General features: G+C 72.3%; 16 protein-coding genes and 2 pseudogenes. 8 read left to right on the top strand and 10 right to left on the bottom strand.

Features of this window, described 5'->3' with window-relative positions:
* Positions 1-135: 135 nt before the first annotated feature.
* From GUI43_RS25920 to GUI43_RS25900, 5 genes and pseudogenes are all read left to right on the top strand, one after another.
* Positions 136-1,863 (top strand): alkaline phosphatase D family protein, encoded by a 1,728-nt coding sequence (locus GUI43_RS25920; RefSeq protein ID WP_112581996.1) that lies wholly within the window; start codon positions 136-138, stop codon positions 1,861-1,863.
* Between the two features lie 10 nt (positions 1,864-1,873).
* The gene (locus GUI43_RS25915) at positions 1,874-2,314 is read left to right on the top strand and encodes a MarR family winged helix-turn-helix transcriptional regulator (protein ID WP_238681244.1); all 441 of its coding nucleotides are present in this window, start codon (positions 1,874-1,876) and stop codon (positions 2,312-2,314) included.
* Positions 2,315-2,564: 250 nt separating this feature from the next.
* Positions 2,565-4,142, top strand: coding sequence for an MDR family MFS transporter (locus GUI43_RS25910; protein WP_486480153.1), 1,578 nt, complete (start codon positions 2,565-2,567; stop codon positions 4,140-4,142).
* 9 nt (positions 4,143-4,151) lie between these two features.
* Complete coding sequence (locus tag GUI43_RS25905) at positions 4,152-4,646, top strand: universal stress protein (protein ID WP_181518596.1); 495 nt, start codon at positions 4,152-4,154, stop codon at positions 4,644-4,646.
* A gap of 44 nt (positions 4,647-4,690) precedes the next feature.
* Positions 4,691-5,211: pseudogene (locus tag GUI43_RS25900) on the top strand (DinB family protein).
* A gap of 12 nt (positions 5,212-5,223) precedes the next feature.
* On the opposite strand, the gene GUI43_RS25895 reads toward GUI43_RS25900, so the two are convergent.
* A complete protein-coding gene (locus GUI43_RS25895; protein ID WP_112603469.1) occupies positions 5,224-6,198 on the bottom strand; it encodes an ArsR/SmtB family transcription factor in 975 nt (324 codons plus the stop codon).
* A gap of 76 nt (positions 6,199-6,274) precedes the next feature.
* On the opposite strand from GUI43_RS25895, the gene GUI43_RS25890 reads away from it, so the two are divergent.
* Complete coding sequence (locus GUI43_RS25890; protein ID WP_146765958.1) at positions 6,275-7,225, top strand: NHL repeat-containing protein; 951 nt, start codon at positions 6,275-6,277, stop codon at positions 7,223-7,225.
* Positions 7,226-7,238: 13 nt separating this feature from the next.
* On the opposite strand, the gene GUI43_RS25885 is transcribed toward GUI43_RS25890, so the two are convergent.
* From GUI43_RS25885 to GUI43_RS25875, 3 genes are all read right to left on the bottom strand, one after another.
* Positions 7,239-7,859 carry an HAD family hydrolase gene (locus GUI43_RS25885; RefSeq protein WP_112699989.1) on the bottom strand — a complete coding sequence of 207 codons (621 nt, stop codon included), beginning with the start codon at positions 7,857-7,859 and terminating at the stop codon, positions 7,239-7,241.
* On the bottom strand, positions 7,859-11,473 hold the full coding sequence (smc, locus tag GUI43_RS25880) for a chromosome segregation protein SMC (RefSeq protein WP_112582002.1): 3,615 nt from the start codon (positions 11,471-11,473) through the stop codon (positions 7,859-7,861). The genes GUI43_RS25885 and smc overlap by 1 nt, the downstream gene beginning before the upstream one ends.
* Positions 11,474-11,821: 348 nt before the next feature.
* Positions 11,822-12,016 carry a hypothetical protein gene (locus GUI43_RS25875; RefSeq protein WP_030487463.1) on the bottom strand — a complete coding sequence of 65 codons (195 nt, stop codon included), beginning with the start codon at positions 12,014-12,016 and terminating at the stop codon, positions 11,822-11,824.
* Between the two features lie 372 nt (positions 12,017-12,388).
* Between GUI43_RS25875 and GUI43_RS25870 the strand changes: the two genes are divergently transcribed.
* A complete protein-coding gene (locus GUI43_RS25870) occupies positions 12,389-13,552 on the top strand; it encodes a CAP domain-containing protein (protein ID WP_112699988.1) in 1,164 nt (387 codons plus the stop codon).
* 115 nt (positions 13,553-13,667) lie between these two features.
* On the top strand, positions 13,668-14,510 hold the full coding sequence (locus GUI43_RS25865; protein ID WP_112699987.1) for an endo alpha-1,4 polygalactosaminidase: 843 nt from the start codon (positions 13,668-13,670) through the stop codon (positions 14,508-14,510).
* A 51-nt stretch (positions 14,511-14,561) separates the two neighbouring features.
* On the opposite strand, the gene GUI43_RS25860 is transcribed toward GUI43_RS25865, so the two are convergent.
* The 6 genes and pseudogenes from GUI43_RS25860 to GUI43_RS25835 all read right to left on the bottom strand — a co-directional run bounded on the left by GUI43_RS25860 (position 14,562) and on the right by GUI43_RS25835 (position 20,666).
* Positions 14,562-16,781, bottom strand: coding sequence for an MMPL family transporter (locus tag GUI43_RS25860; RefSeq protein WP_112582007.1), 2,220 nt, complete (start codon positions 16,779-16,781; stop codon positions 14,562-14,564).
* A 220-nt stretch (positions 16,782-17,001) separates the two neighbouring features.
* Positions 17,002-17,859 (bottom strand): bifunctional DNA-formamidopyrimidine glycosylase/DNA-(apurinic or apyrimidinic site) lyase, encoded by an 858-nt coding sequence (gene mutM, locus GUI43_RS25855; protein WP_112582008.1) that lies wholly within the window; start codon positions 17,857-17,859, stop codon positions 17,002-17,004.
* A 253-nt stretch (positions 17,860-18,112) separates the two neighbouring features.
* Positions 18,113-18,829, bottom strand: a pseudogene (gene rnc / locus GUI43_RS25850) (ribonuclease III); the annotation flags it as partial.
* Positions 18,826-19,809: a phosphate acyltransferase gene (locus GUI43_RS25845; protein WP_112582010.1), complete on the bottom strand. Its 984-nt coding sequence runs from the start codon at positions 19,807-19,809 to the stop codon at positions 18,826-18,828. The pseudogene rnc and the gene GUI43_RS25845, both read right to left, overlap by 4 nt.
* A gap of 114 nt (positions 19,810-19,923) precedes the next feature.
* Complete coding sequence (rpmF, locus tag GUI43_RS25840) at positions 19,924-20,097, bottom strand: 50S ribosomal protein L32 (protein WP_030335284.1); 174 nt, start codon at positions 20,095-20,097, stop codon at positions 19,924-19,926.
* A gap of 5 nt (positions 20,098-20,102) precedes the next feature.
* Positions 20,103-20,666 (bottom strand): YceD family protein, encoded by a 564-nt coding sequence (locus tag GUI43_RS25835; RefSeq protein ID WP_091393061.1) that lies wholly within the window; start codon positions 20,664-20,666, stop codon positions 20,103-20,105.
* Positions 20,667-20,722: the final 56 nt, after the last annotated feature.

The raw sequence follows: 20,722 nt of genomic DNA, 5'->3' as shown, positions 1-20,722 counted from the left end.
ATGCCGGCGGCGGCGTCCCAGCCACCGCACCCCGAGCTGTGCCCGGAGCCTCAGCCCACCGCTCCCGCGCGCGGTACTGGGGGTCTCAGCACCGCACCCGGCCGACACCAGCGAACCGGCGGTAGGCTCGGCCGCATGCCCGCCGCACACCTCCTCATCGGCCCACTTCTGCGGCGAGTGGTGGACACCCGGGCGACGATCTGGGTGGAGACGGCGGCGCCCGCCGTGGTCACCGTCCGCACCGCCGGCGGCGCCACCGGCACCGCGCCCACCTTCTCGGCGTACGACCACCACTACGCCCTCGTGGTGGTCGAGGGCCTTGCCCCGGACAGCGAGACCACCTACGAGGTGCTGGTCGACGACGAGATCGTCTGGCCGGTGCCGAGCAGCGGGTTCCCGCCGAGCGTGATCCGCACCCGGGCCGCCGACGATCGGGACCAGCCGGTAAATCTGATCTTCGGCTCGTGTCGCGAGACCACCCAGCACGCCACCACCCGCAAACTGCCACCGGACGCGTTGGACGCGTACGCCCGGCGGCTGATGGCCGACCCGGAGTCGAACCCGCTGCCCGATCTGCTGGTGCTGCTCGGTGACCAGGTCTACGCCGACGTCACCTCGCCCACCGTGCGCCGACTGCTGCGCCGACGGCGGCGGCGGCCGAAGGGTGCTCCGGCCGACCAGGTGGTGAGCTTCGACGAGTACACCAAGCTCTACCTGGAGTCCTGGCGTGACCCGGAGATCCGCTGGCTGCTCTCCACAGTACCCAGCGTGATGATCTTCGACGATCACGAGATCATCGACGACTGGAACACCTCGGCGGCGTGGCGAGCCGAGGTGCGCGAGCAGCCGTGGTGGCAGGAGCGGATCGGCAGTGGGCTCGCCTCGTACTGGGTCTACCAGCACCTGGGCAACCTCTCCCCCGACGAGATCGTCGCCGATCCGGTCTTCGCGAAGGTCGCCGCCGCCGAGGACGCCACCAGCGTGCTGCGCGAGTTCGGTCACCGGGTCGACCAGGAGTCCGACCTGGCGCACGACACCGAGCGCTGGCGCGCGGTGCAGTACCAGTGGAGCTACGCACTGGACCTGGGCCGGACCCGGCTCGTCATGCTGGACAACCGGTGCAGCCGGGTGCTCGAGCCCAACAGCCGGGCGATGCTGCCGCCCGGCGAGTGGGCCTGGTTCCTCGACCAGGCGCACGGGGTCTACGACCACCTGGTGGTGGGCGCCTCACTGCCCTGGCTGCTGCCGCAGGGCATCCACCACATCGAGGCATGGAACGAGAAACTGGCGGACTCACGCCGACCGTGGGTGGCGCGCGGGGCGGAGAAGCTGCGCCGCGCCCTGGACCTGGAGCACTGGGCGGCGTTCCGGCGGTCATTCGAGGCGCTCGCGGAGACGTTCGCCCGCATCGGCACCGGCACCCCGCGGCAGTCCGGCGCGCGGATCGGGGCCGGCCCGGCGTACGCCCCACCGGCGTCGATCAGCGTGCTCTCCGGGGATGTGCACCACTCGTACGTGGCGCGGGCCCGGTTCGCGGACCCGGCGGTGGTGACCCCGGTGCACCAGCTCACCTGTTCGCCGATCCACAACCAGGTGCCGGCGGGCATCCGTCCGCTGATGCGGCTGGGCTGGTCGCCCGGTCCTGCCGGGGCCACCCGGGCGCTGGCCCGTTCGGCGGGGGTACGTCGACCGGGGGTGCGCTGGCGCAAGCTGGCGGGCCCGTACTTCGGTAACGCCGTCGCCACCCTGACCCATCACGGGCGCGGGGCCGACGTGGTCATCGAGGGCACCACCAAGGACGGGCACCTACGCCCGGTGATGCGGCGTCGACTCTCCGGCGCCGGCGAGCCGGTCGCGCCGTAGTCTCTACGCCGTGGACGAGCACCTGCCGGAGCCGATCCGGGCGGTCGAGCACGAGTTGACCGCTCTGCTGCGCCGTGGCCGGGCGGTCTCCTGGGAGATCGCCCGGGAGGTGCACCCGAACCTGGAGCCGAACACCTACGGGTTGCTGCTCTGGTTGCGGCGTAGCGGGTCGATCCGGTTGACCGAGTTGGCGGCGCGGCTGGGCGTGGGCAAGGGGACGCTGAGCCGGCAGATCAACGCCCTGGAGGTCCTCGGGCTGGTGCACCGCGACCCCGATCCGAGTGACCGGCGGGCCGCGCAGATCAGCCTCACCGACGAGGGGCAGCGCCGGTTCGACGTGGCCCGCGCGGCCCGGCTGGGCGAGTTCCTGCGCGCTCTGGACGGCTGGCCGGAGCGGGACGTCGAGGAGTTCGCCCGGCTGCTCGGCCGGTTCAACGACTCCTGGCAGTAGCCGCACGGTGCCAGGGAAGTCCTGGCAGTAGCCGCACGGTGCCAGGGAAGTCCTGGCAGTAGCCGCACGGAACCGGGAATAGGGTGCCGGTCCGACAAGTTGTTGCTTCAGGCAACCAAGTAATACCGTTGCCTCAGGCAACTCAACAGGCGGCCCGTGCGTACCAGCCCCGCCGTTCCACCTCGACTCCGCTCGGAGGCAACAAACGATGAGCCAGGCGACAGTGCCTCCCCAGGCGACCGCCGTGACCATGACCCACCGGCAGATCCTGGAAGCACTCTCCGGCCTGCTGCTGGGCCTGTTCGTCGCGATCCTCTCCTCCACGGTCATCTCGAACGCGCTGCCGCGGATCATCACCGAACTGCACGGCGGCCAGTCCGCGTACACCTGGGTGGTGACCTCGGCCCTGCTCGCGACCACCGCGACCACCCCCATCTGGGGCAAGCTGGCCGACCTGACCAGTAAGAAGACCCTGGTCCAGCTGGCCCTGGGGATCTACGTGCTGGGCTCGGTGCTGGCCGGCCTCGCCCAGGGCACCGGTGAGCTGATCGCCTGCCGGGTGCTCCAGGGCGTCGGCGCCGGCGGTCTCACCGCGCTGGCCCAGGTGATCATGGCCACGATGATCGCGCCCCGCGAACGCGGCCGTTACAGCGGCTACCTCGGTGCCGTGATGGCCGTCGGCACCATCGGTGGCCCGCTGATCGGCGGCGTGATCGTGGACACCTCCTGGCTCGGCTGGCGCTGGTGCTTCTACGTCGGCGTGCCGTTCGCCATCATCGCGCTGATCGTGCTCCAGAAGACCCTGCACCTGCCGGTGGTCAAGCGGAAGGCCGAGATCGACTGGTGGGGCGCCACTCTGATCACCGCGGCCGTGTCGGTGCTGCTGATCTGGGTCTCGCTCGCCGGCGACCAGTTCGCCTGGGCCTCCTGGCAGACCGCCGCCATGGTCGTCGGCGCGCTGGTCCTCGGCGCGCTGGCCATCCGGGTCGAGACCCGGGCCGCCGAGCCGATGATCCCGCCACGGCTGTTCCGCAACCGCACCATCACCCTCGCCGTCATCGCCAGCATCGCGGTCGGTGTGGGCATGTTCGGCGCATCGATCTTCCTGGGCCAGTACTTCCAGATCAGCCGCGGGCAGAGCCCCACCATGTCCGGTCTGATGACCCTGCCGATGATCCTCGGCCTGCTGGTCGCCTCCACGGTCATCGGGCGGGTCATCACCAAGACCGGTCGCTGGAAGCGGTACCTGGTGATCGGGTCGGCGCTGCTCACCATCGGCTTCGCGCTGATGGGCACCCTCCGCGCCGACACCAGCTTCACACTGCTCAGCGTCTACATGCTGCTGATCGGCGTCGGCCTGGGCATGACTATGCAGAACCTGGTCCTCGCCGTGCAGAACACCGTCGGCCCGCACGAACTCGGCGCAGCCAGCTCGGTGGTGGCGTTCTTCCGCAGCCTGGGTGGCGCGATCGGCGTCTCCGCCCTCGGCGCGGTGCTCGCCCACAAGGTCAAGGACTACACCGCCGACGGGCTGGCCCAACTCGGCATCCCCGCCTCCAGCTCGGGCAGCGGCGGCGCCCTGCCCGACGTGCACACCCTGCCCGGCCCGCTGCGGGCGGTGGTGGAGAGCGCGTACGGCCACGGCGCCGGTGACATCTTCCTGGCCGCCGCCCCGTTCGCGCTGATCGCGCTGATCGCGGTGGCCTTCATCAAGGAGGTGCCACTGCGCCAGCACAACGGCAACCCGGTTTCCGACCAGGTCGAGCGGGAATCGACAGTCGCTGCCGGCGCTGGCGCATCCGTGATCCGTACCGGCGAGCAGAGGTGAGGTAGAGCCATGGGCGTGGGAGCACCGGACCGCGAGGAGTACGGCCCCCGGACCCGACCGCTGCCCTTCGAGCGCGGCACGGACGGCCCTCGGGTGATCATGGTGGGCATCGACGGCACCCGGACCTCCGAGCGGGCCGGCTCCTACGCCGCGGGCCTGGCCCGTCGGCAGGGCGCCGCGCTGGTGGTGGTCTTCGTCAGCTCAACGAGCGGGCTGACCGCCCTGGTGCCCGGCATGGACGCCGGCGCAGTCCAGCGCACCCACGACGAGTTGGCCGACGAGCTACGCCGGGAGTGCCGGCGTGGCGCCGAGCAGTGGGGCATTCCGGTGACCCTGCTGGTGCGGCGCGGCGACGCGTACGGCGAGCTGTGCGCGGCGGCCGACGAGTTCCAGGCCGACATGCTGGTGGTCGGCGCCTCCGAGCAGGCCGGACACCGGCTGGTCGGCTCGGTCGCCACCCGGCTGGTCCGCGCCGGCCGCTGGCCGGTCGTCGTGGTGCCCTGATAACCCGTCGCGCCATGTCCGAGGTGCCGGGCAGGATGCGCGGCATGACCTGGATCGCGCCGGAGATCACCCGGACCCCCGAACCGTACGTCGGCGACGAGCGCACCATGCTCGACGGCTGGCTCGACTACCACCGACAGACACTGCTGCTCAAGTGCGCCGGCCTGACCGAGGAGCAGTTGCGGACGCCGAGCGTCCAACCGTCCGGGCTGACCCTGCTCGGCCTGGTCCGTCACCTGGCCGAGGTGGAGGCCTGGTGGTTCCGGGAGAACTTCGCGGGCGAGCGTGTCGACTACCCGTACTTCACCCCGGAGAACCCGGACGCCGACCACGACGTCAGCGCCGCCGACGCCGCTGCCGACTTCCCATCTTCCACCGCGAGGTGGCGCTGGCCCGCGAGGCTGCCGCCGGCCACTCGCTCGACGAGACGTTCACCGAGGTCGGCGCGAAGAAGCGCACCTTCAACCTGCGCTGGGTGTACGTGCACATGATCGAGGAGTACGCCCGGCACAACGGCCACGCCGACCTGATCCGCGAACGCATCGACGGCGTCACCGGCGAGTGACGAGCGGTCCCGTCAACCGGTGTGCCCGGCGCGGAGCAGGTGCTCGCCCAGCGGGGTGAGCGTGTGCCGCACCGCCGGGCCCGCCCGGTGGGTGGTGACCAACCCGGCCGACCGGAGGACGGAGGCGTGCTGGCTGGCCGAGGCCAGGGAGATGCCGACCGTCCGGGCCACCTGTGAGGTGCTCGGGCCGTCGACGATCGCACCCAGCACCGCCGCTCGGGTCCGCCCCAGCAGGTCAGCCAGGGGTTTGCTGCTCACCAGTGCCCGCTGGGCGGTGGGACGGATCGGATAGGCCAGCACCAGCGGGCCGGCCGGGTCGTCCAGCACGCAGGGCCGGGGCAGCAGGTACGACGGCACCAGTGTGACGCCTCGGCCGGCCGGCGCCAGGGCGATCCCGTCGGCGAAGCCACACTCGTACGACAACTCGTACCGCTCGCCGTACGGCTTCCAGAACAGGTACGGGCTCAGGTCACGCAGGACGCGGTCGATCCCGGCGTCCACCATGGTGTGTGCCCGCACGACCCGGTCGCCGCGAACCGCTGCCGTGATCGTCTGCTGGTACGGCGCGACCGCGATCTGGTGGAACGCCCGCATCGCCACGCAGAGTCGCCGCCGGGCGGTCGTCTCGCCAGAGGCGAGGGCAGCGACCCGGGCCGGCAGGTCGCCGGCGGCGATCCGGGGCCGCAGCTCCGCCGCCAGCGTCGCCGTCGGGGTGGCCAGCACCTCGTCCAGGGCTGCCGGCAGGTCGCTGCCGAGGCTTGGCGGGGTGAGGAAGTCCGGAAACCACCCGGGCAGCCGGCACAGGTCGAGGTACGGACGCATCTCCGGACGCAGCGCCGCCCGGGTGCGTGCCCACCAGGCCGTGAGGTGTTCCGGTGCGCCCTCGAACAGCCGTTGGCCGGCCGCCCCGAGCTCCAGCAGCACAGCGGGTTCGGAGCGCAGGACGGTGCGGCTCAGATCCGTCGCGGTGAGCTGCAACGTCAGCATGAGCTGACGCTAGCCACCCTTCGGCCCTGCCTGAAAGGGCATGGAGCAGGCCGTGACCGGACCGGATCCTCGTGCCATGAACACCTTCCTTGTCCTGACCACCAGCCTGGTCGTGCTCGCCGGCACCTCTGGCGTCCCAGCCCACGCCGCCATCGGTCGCGCCGACACCTACGTCGTCTCCAGCGAACCGGGCGTGCTGCCCGAGGGCATTGCCGTCACCCGCACCGGCACCATGTACGTCACGAGTCTCGCCACCGGTGCCGTCTATCGCGGCGACGTCCGGCACCGGCGGCTACGTCCCTTCCTCCCCGCGGGCTCGGACGGGAGGACCCACGCCGCCGGCGTCCGCGTCGATCGCGCCGGCCGGCTCTTCGTGGCCGGTTACGACACCGCGACCCTCTTCGTGTACGACCCGGACGGCCGCCTGCTGGCGAAGCGGGGCGCGGTGACCGGTGCGGCTCTCAACGACCTGGTGATCACCGACCATGCCGTCTACGTGACCGACTCTGTCGGCGGCACGATCTGGCGGGCCACGCTGGACGGTGGGCGCGTCGGCCCGCTCGAAGCGTGGCTACTGCCGTCCGACTTCCCGACCGCCCCTGGCTTCCTCAACGGCATCGTCGCCGGCGCCGGCGATCGGCTCGCCGTCGTCGCCGACCAGGGCACCGGCGCGCCGGGCACCGAACGTCTCTGGCGCATCGACCTCGCCGACGCCACGGCCAGCGAGGTCAGAGTGTCGGGTGGACAGCTCGGTGCCGACGGGCTGCTGCTGGAGGGCAACCGCCTCTACGGTGTGGTCAACTTCCCCGACCCCGCTGACGGATACCGCTTCAGGGTCAACCTGGCGGTGCTGGACGGTGATCTTCGGGCCGCCCGGGTGGTCCGGCAGTCCCGCACCGCTGGCCTGGAGCAGTCTCCGACCACCCTGGCCCGTGACCGCGACCGGCTGCTGTGGGTCAACAGCCAGCTCAGCGCGACCGCACCGGCGCCACCGTTCACGGTGACCGAGGTCCCCGGCCTGAGCTGAGAGGCGGCCCGGTTCAGTAGTCCAGGGCCGCCCGCAGGTAACGCAGGTCGGCGTGGCCGCCCCAGCGGTGCGCCGACAGCCCGGCGGCCCGGGCACCCCGCACGGCCCAGTCCTCGTCGTCGGCGAAGAGCACCCGGGCCGGCGGGGTGGCCAGGGCCACGCAGGCGGCCTTGAAGTATTCCGGGGCGGGCTTGTGCACGCCGATCACCGAGGAGTTGACCACCACGTCCAGTTCGCCGACCAGGCGTAGCGCGGCCAGGTCGGCGTCGAGCAGGTCGGTGGCGTTGGTGCCCAACCCGACCCGGACGCCCGCCGCACGGACCTCCCTCACGAACGCCAGCACCTCCTGGTCGACCTCTCCCCGGTAGCTCTGCCACTGCTCCACAGCGGCGCGGGCCCGTTCCGGGCTGCCCACCGACTCGGTCAGGGCGTCCGCGACGCTGTTCACCCACTCGGCGTGGTTGACCTGGCCGGTGAGCACCGGCTGGAGCCGCCCCCACTGCATGGCGATCTCACCGAGCACGCCCTCGGAGAGGCCGTACTCCCGCTCGACAACGGCGGCCACCGCCGGGTCCCACCGGCGCAGTACGCCGTCGAAGTCCAGCAGGAGCGCCGTCGCGCGTTCCCGAGCCACTACCCGTTCTCCTCGCCGCGGCCGTGCCGCTGGTCGTCCTCGTCGGCCCGGTTGAGCCGTTGGCTGATCACCTGAGTGACCCCACTGCGCATCGTCACGCCATAGAGCGCGTCGGCGATCTCCATCGTCCGCTTCTGGTGCGTGATGACGATCAGCTGACTCTTCTCGCGCAACTGTGCCAGCAACGTGATCAGTCGGCCCAGGTTGACGTCGTCCAGGGCCGCCTCCACCTCGTCCATGATGTAGAACGGGCTGGGCCGGGCGCGGAAGATCGCCACCAACATGGCCACCGCGGTCAGCGACCGCTCACCACCGGAGAGCAGCGACAGCCGCTTGATCTTCTTGCCCGGCGGGCGGGCCTCCACCTCGACGCCGGTGGTGAGCAGGTCGTCCGGTTCGGTGAGGATCAGCCGTCCCTCGCCACCGGGGAAGAGCACTGTGAACACCTGCTCGAACTCCCGGGCGGTGTCCTCGAAGGCGCTGGCGAAGACCTCCAGGATCCGTTCGTCCACGTCCTTGACCACTGTGAGCAGGTCCCGACGGGTGGCCTTGAGGTCCTCCAGCTGCTCGGAGAGGAACTTGAAACGCTCCTCCAGCGCGGCGAACTCCTCCAACGCGAGTGGGTTGACCTTGCCGAGCAGGGCCAGTTCGCGTTCCGCCTTGGCGGCACGCTTCTCCTGCACCGGCCGCTCGTAGCGCACCGGCTCGGGCACCGGCAGACCGTCACGTTCGGCCGCCGCGACGTCGACCTGGGTCGGCGGAACGGGCTGAGTCGGGCCGTACTCGGCGACCAGCGTCTCCACGTCCAGCCCGAAGTCCTCGGCGGCCTTCGCCTCCAACTGCTCGATGCGCAGCCGCTGCTCCGCCCGGGCCACCTCGTCGCGGTGCACCTGGCTGGTCAGCCGCTCCAACTCCGCGCCGAGCCGCTTGGCGGCACCGCGTACCTCCTGAAGCTCTGCCTCCCGCGCGGCGCGCTCCAGGGCGACCGCGTCGCGGTGCTCCTCGGCCGTCGCGATCGAGGTGGTAAGCCGGGTCAGCGCCTCCCGGGCGCCACCGGCGACGGACCGGGCGATGCCCGCGCCCCGGGCGCGGGCGGCCCGCCGCGCCGCCGCGCGTTCCCGGGCGGCGCGCTCCGCGGTGGCCTGCCGCGCGAGCGAGTCGGCCCGGCCGGCGATCGAGGAGACCCGCTCCTCGGCGGTACGCACGGCGAGCCGGACCTCCATCTCGTTCTGCCGGGCCTGCGGCACCATGGCCGCCAGTTGATCCCGTTCCTCCGTGGAGGGCTCGGCGTCGACCGGGGTCTCCTCGGCCAGCCGTAGCCGCTCCTCCAGCTCGGCGAGCGCGGTGAGGTCCCGTTGCCGGGCGGCCTCGGCGCGGGAGCGGGAGTCGCCGAGCCGGTCGGTCTCGGCCTTCGCGGAGCGGGCCGCCGCCCCCAGCTCGGCCAGCCGGCGAGCAGCAGCGTTGCGGTGGCTCTCCGCCTCGCGCTTCTCGGCGGCGGCGTGCTGCACGGCCTCCTTGGCAGCCGCCACCTCGGCGCGCGCCTCGACCAACTGATCACGAAGCTCCAGGCCAGCGCGTTCGGCGGTGACCCGGTTGGCGCGGGCCTCCTCGACGGCGGCCTGCACCTCGATGTAGCTCTGGGCCTTGGCCGACCCGCCCGCCGCCGCGTACGCCCCGACGACGTCACCGTCCGGGGTGACCGCCCGCAGCTCGGGGTTGCTGGCGACCAGCTCGGCGGCGGCGGCGAGATCGTCGACGAGCGCCACGTCCCGCAGGGCCCGGTGCACCGCCGGACGCAGCTCGGCGCTGCACTCCACCAGATCAGGTGCCCACCGGGCGTCGTCCGGCAGCTTCGGGCGCAGCGCGTCGGCGGAGCCGGTCATGCCGGGCCCCGCCGGGCTGCCGACCAGCAGGCCGGCCCGGCCGGCGTCGGAGATCTTCAACAGCCGCATCGCCTCGACGGCCTCGTCCACCCCGCTGACGGCGACCGCGTCGGCGAGGCCGCCGAGCGCGGCGGCCAGCGCGGCCTCGTGACCGGGCGCGACGGTGAGCAACCCGGCGAGGCTGCCGAGCAGGCCGGGCACGTCCCCGGCGCGGGCGAGCAGCGCCCCGGCGCCGTCCTTGCGCCGCAGCCCCAGGGCGAGTGCCTCCTCGCGGGCCTTCCAGGTGGCGGCGTCCTTCTCCGCCGCCCGCTCGGCGTCGGACAGCGATCGGACGGTGGCCTGGGCCCGTTCCTGCACGGCGACCGCCTCGGCGTGCCGGGCGTCCAGGTCCGCGTTGTCCCGGTCGGCCTCGGTGGACTGGGCGGCGACCGCGTCCAGGTCGGCCTGCGCCTGCTCGGCGCGGCCCAGCGCGTCGGCGTGCGCGATCGCGAGGCGTTCGATCTCCTCGCCGGCGCTGGTGGTCCGGGCCCGGGCGGAGTTGACCTGGCCGGTGAGCCGGGCCATCCCCTCGCGCCGGTCGGCGATGGCCTTGGCCGCGGCGACCAGCTCGCGCTCGGCGGCGGCCAACTGCCGCTCCAACTCCTGGCGGTGCTCGACCGCCTCGGCCAGTCGGATCTGGTCGTCGGTGAGCGCGCCGCGCAGTTCCTCCTCCTGCTCGCGGACGCGTTCCGCCTCGGCCTCCAGCTGGTCCGGGTCGCGGCCGGGCCGCTCGTCGTCGCCGGTGGCGCTGAGGTGCCGCAGCCGCTCCCGGGCCAACTGCTCGATCGAGCGGAAGCGTTCCTGAAGGGCGGAGAGCTTGTACCAGGTGTCCTGGGCGGCGGCGAGCAGCGGCGCGTCCTCCGCGAGGGCGGCCTCCAACTCGCCGAGCCGGCCCTGCACCTCGGTGTGCTCACCCTCGATCTGCTCGCGCCGCTCGCGCAGCGCGGTCTCGTCGGCGATCTCCCGGTCGAGGGTGGTCCGCAGGGTGGCCAGGTCGTCGGCGAGCAGCCGCAACCGGGCGTCGCGCAGGTTGGCCTGGATGGCGGCGGCGCGCCGGGCCACCTCGGCCTGCCGGCCCAGCGGCTTGAGCTGACGACGCAGCTCGGCCGTGAGGTCGGTCAAGCGATTGAGATTTACTTGCATCGCGTCGAGCTTGCGCAGCGCCTTTTCCTTGCGCTTGCGGTGCTTGAGGACGCCGGCCGCCTCCTCGATGAACGCCCGGCGGTCCTCCGGCTTGGCGTGCAGCATGCCGTCGAGGCGGCCCTGCCCGACGATGATGTGCATCTCCCGGCCGATGCCGGAGTCGGAGAGCAGCTCCTGGATGTCGAGCAACCGGCAGGAGTTGCCGTTGATCTCGTACTCGCTCTCGCCGGAGCGGAACATCCGGCGGGTGATGGACACCTCGGTGTACTCGATCGGCAGCGCGCCGTCGGTGTTGTCGATGGTGAGGGTGACCTCGGCACGACCCAGCGGCGCCCGGCCGGCGGTGCCGGCGAAGATGACGTCCTCCATCTTGCCGCCACGGAGGGCCTTGGCGCCCTGTTCGCCGAGGACCCAGGCGATGGCGTCGACGACGTTGGACTTGCCGGAGCCGTTCGGGCCCACCACGCAGGTGATCCCGGGCTCCAGCTTCAACGTCGTCGCGGAGGCGAAGGACTTGAACCCCTTCACCGTCAGGCTCTTGAGATACACCTACTCGATCCTCGTCCGGTGGCCGCCGTACCGTCGCCGGCTGTGGGGACCTGGGTGAACTCGCAGACTAACCCGGCGGTGCGAGCGGCCCGGCACGCGACCCGCCCCGCGTCGTGTCGACGGTGGGCGCGCTGTTGTTCCGGAGACCGCGAGAAAGGCAAGCGCCTTTCATGATCGGCTTATCCGCCGACGCGCTTTTCGGTAACTGCGCGGCGCGCTTCCCGCACGATCGGCCGCAAGATCATGAATCGTCGGCGTCGAAAAGGACCCGGACAGTGTTACGCGCCGGCACAGAGGTGTCGGCGCGTATTTTTGCGGTGGTGCGATTCAGTTTTTACGACCTGAAGATCAGGTCAGCGCCGGCTCGGCCAGACGGAGCAGATCGTCCGCCTCCGCCGCGGCCGCCGCGAGCCGATCATTGTCGGCACGCAGACGCGTGATCTCGAACTCCAGTGCCTGAACCCTGGAACGCAGTCGGGTGACCTCGTCGAGCAGACGCCGGTCGGGCGCTGCACCTACGTGGCCGTAGAGGGCCTTCGCCATGCTGACTCCTTGATATGCGCTGCCGGAAAGGCCGGCCAACGCGCGCCCAATTCATACGCGGCTGTCATTCCAGGCTGTATCTGGGCATGACCGGGCGCGACTGGCGACACCTATATATTGAGCCGCAAACCCCTCCTTCGTCAAGTTCTCGCAGGCCGTAGATCATCTCCACGTCGACCTGTCCACTTGTCGGGGGGCTGCCGCAAGGCACGGACACTCTCTGTCCGGACGCCTTTACTGTACGCCCGGATCTGCGGAAGTCCGCACCCTGGCGTCCGACTTCCCCTTAACTCTTTCTTAGCCACGTTGCCGCAGGTCGTAGGCGCGCCGTAGCGTCACCCCGGCCCGCAACCGACCCCTGGAGGCATAGGCGTGTACGGCTGGACCGATCCGATGGACCCGAACGGCGCCCCCCGGCGCGCCGAGGGACCGACCGACGAGCCGGCCTGGCTGCACGACCGCCCAGAGCCCCGCTCGGCCTACCTCTTCGGCGACGAGCCCGGTCAGTCGGGCGACGAGTGGCACCGGGAGCAGCCCACCGAGGGCCGGCAACCGGACCCGGTGATCCCCGCCGAGGCGGCCGACGCCCGCACCGCGGCCTGGGGGGCCTACCAGCCGGACAGCGAGACCGACGGCTGGGGCGACAGCCGCCCGGCCCAGGACACCACCGGCGGACGGCGCGCCGAGGCGCCCGGCGGCTGGCACACCGACACCGACCCGGAGAGCACCGACGGCTGGCACGGCGCAGCCGAGACCGGCCGGCCCGGCGAGGGACGGCACCGCTCCCCACGCCGCTGGCGCCGGCCGCTGATGATCGGGGGCGCCGCCGCGGCCGCCACCCTCGTGGTCAGCTTCGGCGTCGGCGCGCTCACCCTCCCCGGCGGTGACGACGGGGCCGCCCAACCGACGGCCGTCGACGACTCCTTCGCCGCGTCGGCCGCGCCGACCGAAGAGCCGGCGCTGGACACCCTCGCCGCACCCTCCCCGTCAACCATCCCCACCCCGGCGTCTCCGAGCCCGTCGCCCAGCAAGGTCGTCAAGCCCACGCCGGCGTCGTCGCGGAGCACCGCCGCGTCGCGCCGCAGCGTCGAGCGCAGCACCGCGCCGAGCAACACCGGCAGCTCCACCGGTTCCAACGGCTCCAGCGGCTCCGTCAGCGCTCAGGCCCGTGAGGTGGTGGACCTGGTCAACGCCGAGCGGGCCAAGGCCGGCTGCAAGGCGCTGAGCATCGACGACAAGCTGATGACGGCCGCCCAGCGGCACAGCCAGGACCAGGCCGACAACCAGAACATGTCACACACCGGCAGCGACGGCAGCAACGCCGGCACCCGGCTGGACCGGGTCGGCTACACCTGGCGCACGTACGGCGAGAACGTGGCCTGGAACCAGAAGACCCCCGCCGCTGTGATGGACGCCTGGATGAACAGCTCCGGCCACCGGGCCAACATCCTGAACTGCGCATTCACCGAGATCGGCGTCGGCATCGCCAACAGCAATGGGCCGTACTGGACGCAGGTCTTCGCGGCGCCGCGCTGACCGCGCGTCGTTCCCGCCCCCGCGCTCGTTGACCCGTTAGGTACGTCGGGCCGGAGCGTGGGGGCCGCGTACCGGTGCGGGCGGCGACCGGCCGTCCGGGACCCGGGAGCTGCCGATGCGGATCCGGCCGCGGCGACGCGTCGCCGTACGCCCACTGCGCCGCGCCCTGTCCGCCAGCGTCGCTCTCGTGCTGCTGGTGCCGGCGTACGGGTGCCGGCCCGAGCTGACCCCGCCCGGCGCGCCCACCGCGTGGCCGGCGGCCCAGGCCCGGCACTGGCAGTGGCAGTGGCAGCTCAGCGGCCAGCTCGACCCGGCGGTGGACGCCCACGTCTTCCTCCTCGACCCGGTGGCCACCACCGCCGCACAGACCGCCGAGTTGCGCTCCCGGGACCGCCGGTTGATCTGCCAGGTGAACGTGGGATCGGTCCGCTCCGACGACCCGGACGCCAGCCGGTTCCCGCAGGTCGTCCGGGGCGCGGCCGGGCGTCGACCCGACAGCCGGTGGCTGGACGTCCGGAGTTGGGACGCGCTCCGGCCGGTGCTGGCCGACCGGTTCCGGCTCTGCCGGGGCAAGGGCTTCGGCGCGGTGGCGCTCTTCGACGCCGACGGGTACGCGGCACGCACCGGCTTTGCTCTCGACTTCGACGACCAGCTGCTGTTCAACCGCCGGCTGGCCGAGTTGGCCCGCTCGCTGAGTCTCTCCCCGGGGCTGGTCAACGACGTGCCACAGCTCGCCGCGCTGGCCCCGGACTTCGACTTCGCGGTCAACGAGGAGTGCGTCCGGCTGGCCCAGTGCGCCAAACTGCTGCCGTTCAGCGACGCCGGCAAGCCGGTCTTTCACGTCGAGTACACCGGCTCGACCGACGACTTCTGCGTCACCACCGTCGGCTACGGCTTCGCGTCGATCCGCAAGGACCGCACGCTGGACGCCTCCCGGGAGCCCTGCCCACTCCCCTGACCCCGCTGGGCCAGGCCACGATTCGCGGCCTGGCCCAGCGGGTTCGGGCGGTCAAGGGACCGGGACCAGCTCCGGCGCGGGGGCGGGCGGGTCGGTGGGCGCGGGTGCCGGGCGGGGCCGCAGGAAGCGCGGGGCCCACCAGTTGGCGTCGCCGAGCATGGTCATCAGCGCCGGCAGCACCACTCCCCGGATGATGGTGGCGTCCAGCAGGATCGCCGCCGCCAGACCGATGCCGAGCTGCTTCATGTCGATAGTGCTCAGCGTGGCGAAGATCGAGAAGACCCCGACCATCACGATCGCCGCGCTGGTCACCACTCCGGCCGACGAGGTGATCCCGTACGACACGGCGTCGCGGTTGGGCAGGCCGGACCGGACACCCTCGCGGATCCGACTGACCACGAAGACGTGGTAGTCCATCGAGAGGCCGAACAGCACCACGAACAGGAACAGCGGCAACCAGGACACGATCGCGCCCATCGACGTGAAGCCGAGCAGTCCCTGCGCCCACTCGCCCTGGAAGATCAGCACCAGCAGACCGTACGCGGCACCCGCGGAGAGCAGGTTCAGCGCGATCGAGCTGGCCGCGATCACCACCGACCGGAAGGTGAACGTCATGACCAGGAAGGTCAGCACCAGCACGAAGCCCATGACCAGCGGCAACTTGTCCCGGACGTGCTGGGCGTAGTCCTCGCTGTCGGCGACACTCCCGCCCACCGCGTACTCGATGCCGGGAATGCCGCGCAGCTCGGCCGGGACCAGGTCCCCGCGCAGCTTCTCCAACGACTGCACCGACCGGTCGTCGCGACTGGCGTACGGGGTGGGGACGTCCAGCACCGAGACCCGCCGGTCGGCCGACACCTCGATCTTCGGGCCGTCCGCCTCGGCCGGGGCGAACAGCGGATCGCCGGCAGCCCGGGTGGACAGGCCGGTGAGGGCGGCGCGTACCCGGTCGGCCTGGTCGGCGGGCGCCCGGACGGCCACCACGTGATTGGTGCCGGCGCTCGGGAAGGCGGCGGTGAGCCGGTCGTACGCCTGCATTGCCGGCGTCGTGCGAGGCAGGTCCTCCATGCCGGGGAACTTCAGCTTCATCCCGAGCGCCGGCGCGGCCAGCGCGAGCAGCAGCCCGACCGAGATGACAAGCGTCGCCACCGGCGCGCGCAGCGCGGGCCGGAGCACCGCCGGCCACAGCCGGGGAGCGCGGGACTCGCCGTGCCGGCCGGTACGCGGCGCGGTCAGTCGCCAGAGCAGCGGCACCCGGGGCCGGTCCACCCAACGGCCGAGCCGGGCCAGCAGGGCGGGCAGGACGGTCAGTGAACCGGTCACCGCGACGGCCACCACGAGGATCGAACCGATGGCGAGGGACGAGAAGACCACGTCGCCGGCGAGCAGCAGCCCGGCCATCGAGATGATCACCGCGAAGCCGGAGACCACCACCGCGTGCCCGGAGGTCTCCGCGGCGATCTCCACCGCGTCCAGACCGGACCGACCCTTGGCGCGTTCCTCCCGCTCCCGACGGATGTAGAACAGCGAGTAGTCGACGCCGACCGCCATGCCGATCAGCAGGATCACCGGTGCCGTGGTGTCGGTGGCCGGCACCAGGTGCGAGGCGAGAGTGGACAGACCCATCGCGGCGGCCACCGAGGAGAGCGCCAGCAGCACCGGCACGCTCGCCGCGACCAGCGCGCCGAACGCGATGATCAGGATCGCCAGGGTGACCGGCAGACTGAGCAGTTCGGCGCGCTTGAAGTCCTTACCCAGGGTGTCGTCGAGGGCCTGGCCGATCGACGGCCCGCCGACCTGCTCGACGCGCAGCCCGGGGTACGCGTCCTGCACGGAGGCGGTGGCGTCGCGCAACGGCTGCACCCGATCCGAGGCCGTCTCCGGGTCACCCGACATGGTGATCGGCAGCAGCAGCGCCGAGCCGTCCCGCGCGGTGACCGGCTGGCCCACCCCGGCCACCCCGGCGACCGTACGCAGCCGGGCCGCCGCGTCGTCGGCCGCCGACTTCGCCGCCGCCTGGTCCAACGCGCCGCCCCTGGAGGTGATGAGGACGTTGTCCACGGCCGGGTCGTCGAAGTCACCGCCGTCCACGATGAGGCTGGCCCGCCCCGCCTCGCCGATCGCCTGGTCACCGCTGGTGGCCTCGTTGAGTCCGGCGGCGTTGCCGCCCACGAAACACACCGCCACGAACACGGCCCACAGCGCGATCGCCCGCCACGGGTGCTCGGCGCTCCACCGCGCCAGCCGCACCGTCACCGGTCTTCTCCCCATCTCGGGTCCCCCTGTCACGTCAACCCCCTGTCAACGGTGCTGACGCTAGGTGCGTGACGAGGCGGTCACATCGGGGATCGACCCGGGCCCACCCTGGAACCACCGGACCGGGTGCGGGGGTGGGTTCGCCGGGGGCCGAACCGCGATCCGGACGTACACCGGGGTCCACCCCGGAGCGACAGGCCGCGACCCGCCGGCATCGCCCCGAGCCGGCTCCGGGTCATCCCCGAAGGGAACCCCGGGGCCGTGGCTGACAGTGCGGGCAGCTGTACGAGGACCGGTTCATGAACGCCTCGCGGCGGATCGGCGCGCCACACCGCCGGCACGGCTCGCCCTCGCGGCCGTAGGCGTTGAGCGCCCGGTCGAAGTAGCCACTCTCGCCGTTGACGTTCACGTAGAGGGCGTCGAAGCTGGTGCCGCCCTCGCTGATCGCCTCGGCCAGCACGTCGCGGACGTGGCCGAGCAGGCGCTGTGCGGCCGGGCCGGTCAACGCGTCGGTGGGTCGGCCGCCGTGCAGCTTGGCGCGCCAGAGCGCCTCGTCGGCGTAGATGTTGCCCACCCCGGAGATCAGGGTCTGGTCGAGCAGTGCCCGCTTCACCTCGGTGTGCCGGCGGCGCAGCGCCGCGACGAACGCCTCGTCGGAGAACTCCGGGTCCATCGGGTCGCGGGCGATGTGCGCGATCTCGTCGGGCAGCTCGGCGCCGCCCTCGCTCACCGAGAGCCCGCCGAACGTTCGCTGGTCGACGAAACGCAGCTCCGGGCCGTCGTCGCTGAACCGGAACCGGACCCGAAGGTGGGTCTCGTCCGTCGTCCCCGGTGGCTGGAGCAGCAGTTGACCCGACATGCCGAGGTGCCCGACGATCGCGTCACCGCTGTCCAGTGGCAGCCACAGGTACTTGCCGCGACGGCGGGCGTCCAGCACCGTCCGGCCGGCGAGCACGTCGGCGAAGTGCACGTCGCCGGGAGCGTGCCGGCGGACCGCACGCGGATGACGAACCTCGACGGAGGCGATCCGACGGCCGACGACCCACTGGGCCACCCCCTGTCGGACGGTCTCCACCTCGGGTAGCTCAGGCACGCCGCCGACCCGTCTCGTGACCGTCGGCGCCCCCGGCCGGCAGTGCCTGAGCCAGGTGGTCGGCCTGCTCGGCATGAGCCGCCCGCTCGGCGCGCTCCAGCGGCCCGAACGGCTCGTCCCGGTCGGCCGCGTCGTCCGGGTCGATCGGCTGGTCCGTGCGGTCGTCGCCGACCCGACCGTTCCGGCGGTCGTCGCCGACCCGCCCGTCCTTGCCGTCGATGCTGGCTTGGCTGTCCTTGCCGTCGTCGCCGGCTTGGCCGTTCTGCTCGGCGAGCGTCCGCCAGGCGGCCTCGGCGGCCCGCTGCTCGGCCTCCTTCTTGCTGCGCCCCTCGGCGCCGCCGTACCGGATGCCGGCCACCACCACCCAGGCGGTGAACGTCTTGAGGTGATCCGGGCCGGTGCCCTCGATCCGGTACTCCGGGACGCCGAGCCCGAGCGCCGCCGTCAGCTCCTGGAGGCTGGTCTTCCAGTCCAGGGCGGCCCCGCGACCAGCCGACTCGGCCATCAGCGGGTCGAAGAGCCGGTGGATGACGATGCCCGTGGTGTCCAGGCCGTACTGGAGGTAGATCGCGCCGAGCAGCGCCTCCAGCGTGTCGGCGAGGATGCTCGCCTTGTCCCGGCCCCCGGTCGTCTCCTCGCCCTTCCCGAGCAGCAGGTACGCGCCCAGCCCGTCCGGGCCCAGGCCGCGGGCCACGTCGGCGAGCGCCCGCATGTTGACCACGCTGGCCCGCAACTTGGCCAACTGCCCCTCGGGCAGATCCGGGTGGTTGTGGAAGAGCGCCGTGGTGATCACCACGCCGAGCACCGAGTCGCCGAGGAACTCCAGCCGCTCGTTGGTCGGCAGCCCGCCGTTCTCGTACGCGTACGACCGGTGGGTCAACGCGCGCTGGAGCAGCTCGGGTTCCAGGCTCACTCCGAAGGCGGCTTCCAGGTGACCGACGGACGCCCGCCGCCGCTTGTCGTTGCTCATGTGCGTACCTCGGTGTCGGTGGAGCGGTCGGTGCGATCCGTCGCGGCGTCGCGGTCGAGCAACGCGGAGACCAGATCGGTGGCGCGCCGCCGCCACAGGTGGGCGGCGAGAGCTATGCCGGAGGCGACGTCGTCGGCGCGGGCGGACCCGTGACAGACGACCACCGTCCCCGCGACGCCCAGCAGGGCCGCCGCGCGGGGCGCGCCGCCCTGGGCAGGTGGGCCGCCGGCCATCGCGTACGCGCCCTCGATGGCCTTGAGCAGCACGTTACCGGTGAAGCCGTCGGTGACGACCACATCTGCGCGCGCACCGAGGGCCACGTCGTACCCCTCGACCAGGCCGACGTAGCGCGCCCCGCCGGGCAGCGGTTCGACGGCGAGCAGGGGGTCGGTGGCGCGGCGGACCCGGTCGCCCTTGCCGGCCTCGGTGCCGACCGAGAGCAGCCCGACCCGGGGCGCGGCGATCGAGTGGGCCACCGCCGCGTACGCGGCGCCGAGCACGGCGTGGCGGGCGAGGGTGGCCGGGCGGGGTTCCAGGGAGCCGCCGACGTCGAGCAACACGACAGGTCCCGCCACGGCGGGCAGGGTGGCGGCCAGCGCGGGTTGGCGGATCTCCGGCGAGCGGCCGAGGCCGAGCACGGCTGCGGTGACTGTGGCGCCGGTGGCGCCGGCGGAGACCAGGGCGTCGGCGGTCCCGTCCCGGACGGCGGTGACCGCGGCCCGGACGGTGCTCTCGGAGCGGGCGGCGCTGGGATGGTCGGCCATGCCGACTACGTCGCGAACGGGCCGCACCGTGATCCGGGCGCGTTGCGCCGGATCGAGGGCAGCAATCAGCTCGTCGGCGACCTCAGTCGGACCGACGAGAAGCAGATGCAGGTCAGGGTCGGCGCGCATGGCCCGCAGAGCGCCGTCAACCACGACGGCGGGAGCGTCGTCCCCGCCGAGGAGGTCAACGGCGATCCGCGCGGCGCCCGGCTCCACCGGAACGCCGGCCGGATTGGGCCGGCCGGCGTCGGAGGGAGCCGGAGCACCGGGCGAATGCCAGGATGCGCGCGCCGCCCGACCTGGGGTCGGGGGCGTCACTCGGCGTCCAGGTCAGACCTCGAGAACCTGGCGGCCGTTGTAGGTGCCGCAGACGGAGCAGGCGGCGTGCGGCAGCTTCGGGGACTTGCACTGCGGGCACGCAACGGTCGCGACCACTGTCGCCTTCCAGTTCGCCCGGCGGGACCGGGTGTTGCTGCGCGACATCTTGCGCTTCGGGACGGCCACGGTTCTTACTCCTCTGTAACGGTCAGTTGCGACAGGCCCGCCCAACGCGGGTCGATCTGCTGGTGACTGTGGTCGGCCGGCAGATCGTCCCAGTGCGCCCCGCATTCGGGGCACAGTCCTGGGCAGTCCTCCCGGCAGAGCGGGTTGGTCGGCAGCGTGAGCACCAACGCGTCCCGCAGCGCCGGCTCCAGGTCGATCAGATCGCCCTGCATCCGGCCCACCTCGTCCTCGTCGGTCGTGGCGTCCGTGGTGCTGTCCTCGTACGCGTACAGCTCCTGGATCGTCACGCCCATCGAGTCGTTGATCTCGCGCAGGCAACGGCCGCACTCGCCCCGGACGGGACCGGTGATGGTCCCGGAGACGAGCACGCCCTCGGACACCGACTGCAACCTCAGATCGAGGTCGAGGTCCGCGCCCTCCGGCACGCCGATCAACTCCACACCGAGGTCCGCCGGTGCCGGCACGACCCGCCGGACCTCACGCAACGCGCCAGGGCGACGCGGGAGGTCCCTCGTGTCGAGGACCAACGGCGACCTGGGGTTGAGTGTCGATGGCGAGTGCTTGGGCATAGTTAGACTCCGGCCGGTGAGAGGCCGACAAAAAAGGTTACCTGGACGACCGCCGG

The sequence above is a fragment of the Micromonospora noduli genome (genome assembly GCF_003264365.1).
Lineage (GTDB): Bacteria > Actinomycetota > Actinomycetes > Mycobacteriales > Micromonosporaceae > Micromonospora > Micromonospora noduli.
This window is presented reverse-complemented; position numbering and strand designations above follow the sequence as displayed.

What these genes read in the sequence shown, in the direction of transcription:
- GUI43_RS25895 (WP_112603469.1), bottom strand. Translation starts at nt 6,198, where the DNA reads ATGCTGACGTTGCAGCTCACCGCGACGGATCTGAGCCGCACCGTCCTG.
- GUI43_RS25890 (WP_146765958.1), top strand. Translation starts at nt 6,275, where the DNA reads ATGAACACCTTCCTTGTCCTGACCACCAGCCTGGTCGTGCTCGCCGGC.
- GUI43_RS25910 (WP_486480153.1), top strand. Translation starts at nt 2,565, where the DNA reads ATGACCCACCGGCAGATCCTGGAAGCACTCTCCGGCCTGCTGCTGGGC.
- GUI43_RS25835 (WP_091393061.1), bottom strand. Translation starts at nt 20,666, where the DNA reads ATGCCCAAGCACTCGCCATCGACACTCAACCCCAGGTCGCCGTTGGTC.
- GUI43_RS25875 (WP_030487463.1), bottom strand. Translation starts at nt 12,016, where the DNA reads ATGGCGAAGGCCCTCTACGGCCACGTAGGTGCAGCGCCCGACCGGCGT.
- GUI43_RS25920 (WP_112581996.1), top strand. Translation starts at nt 136, where the DNA reads ATGCCCGCCGCACACCTCCTCATCGGCCCACTTCTGCGGCGAGTGGTG.
- GUI43_RS25860 (WP_112582007.1), bottom strand. Translation starts at nt 16,781, where the DNA reads ATGGGGAGAAGACCGGTGACGGTGCGGCTGGCGCGGTGGAGCGCCGAG.
- GUI43_RS25865 (WP_112699987.1), top strand. Translation starts at nt 13,668, where the DNA reads ATGCGGATCCGGCCGCGGCGACGCGTCGCCGTACGCCCACTGCGCCGC.
- GUI43_RS25905 (WP_181518596.1), top strand. Translation starts at nt 4,152, where the DNA reads ATGGGCGTGGGAGCACCGGACCGCGAGGAGTACGGCCCCCGGACCCGA.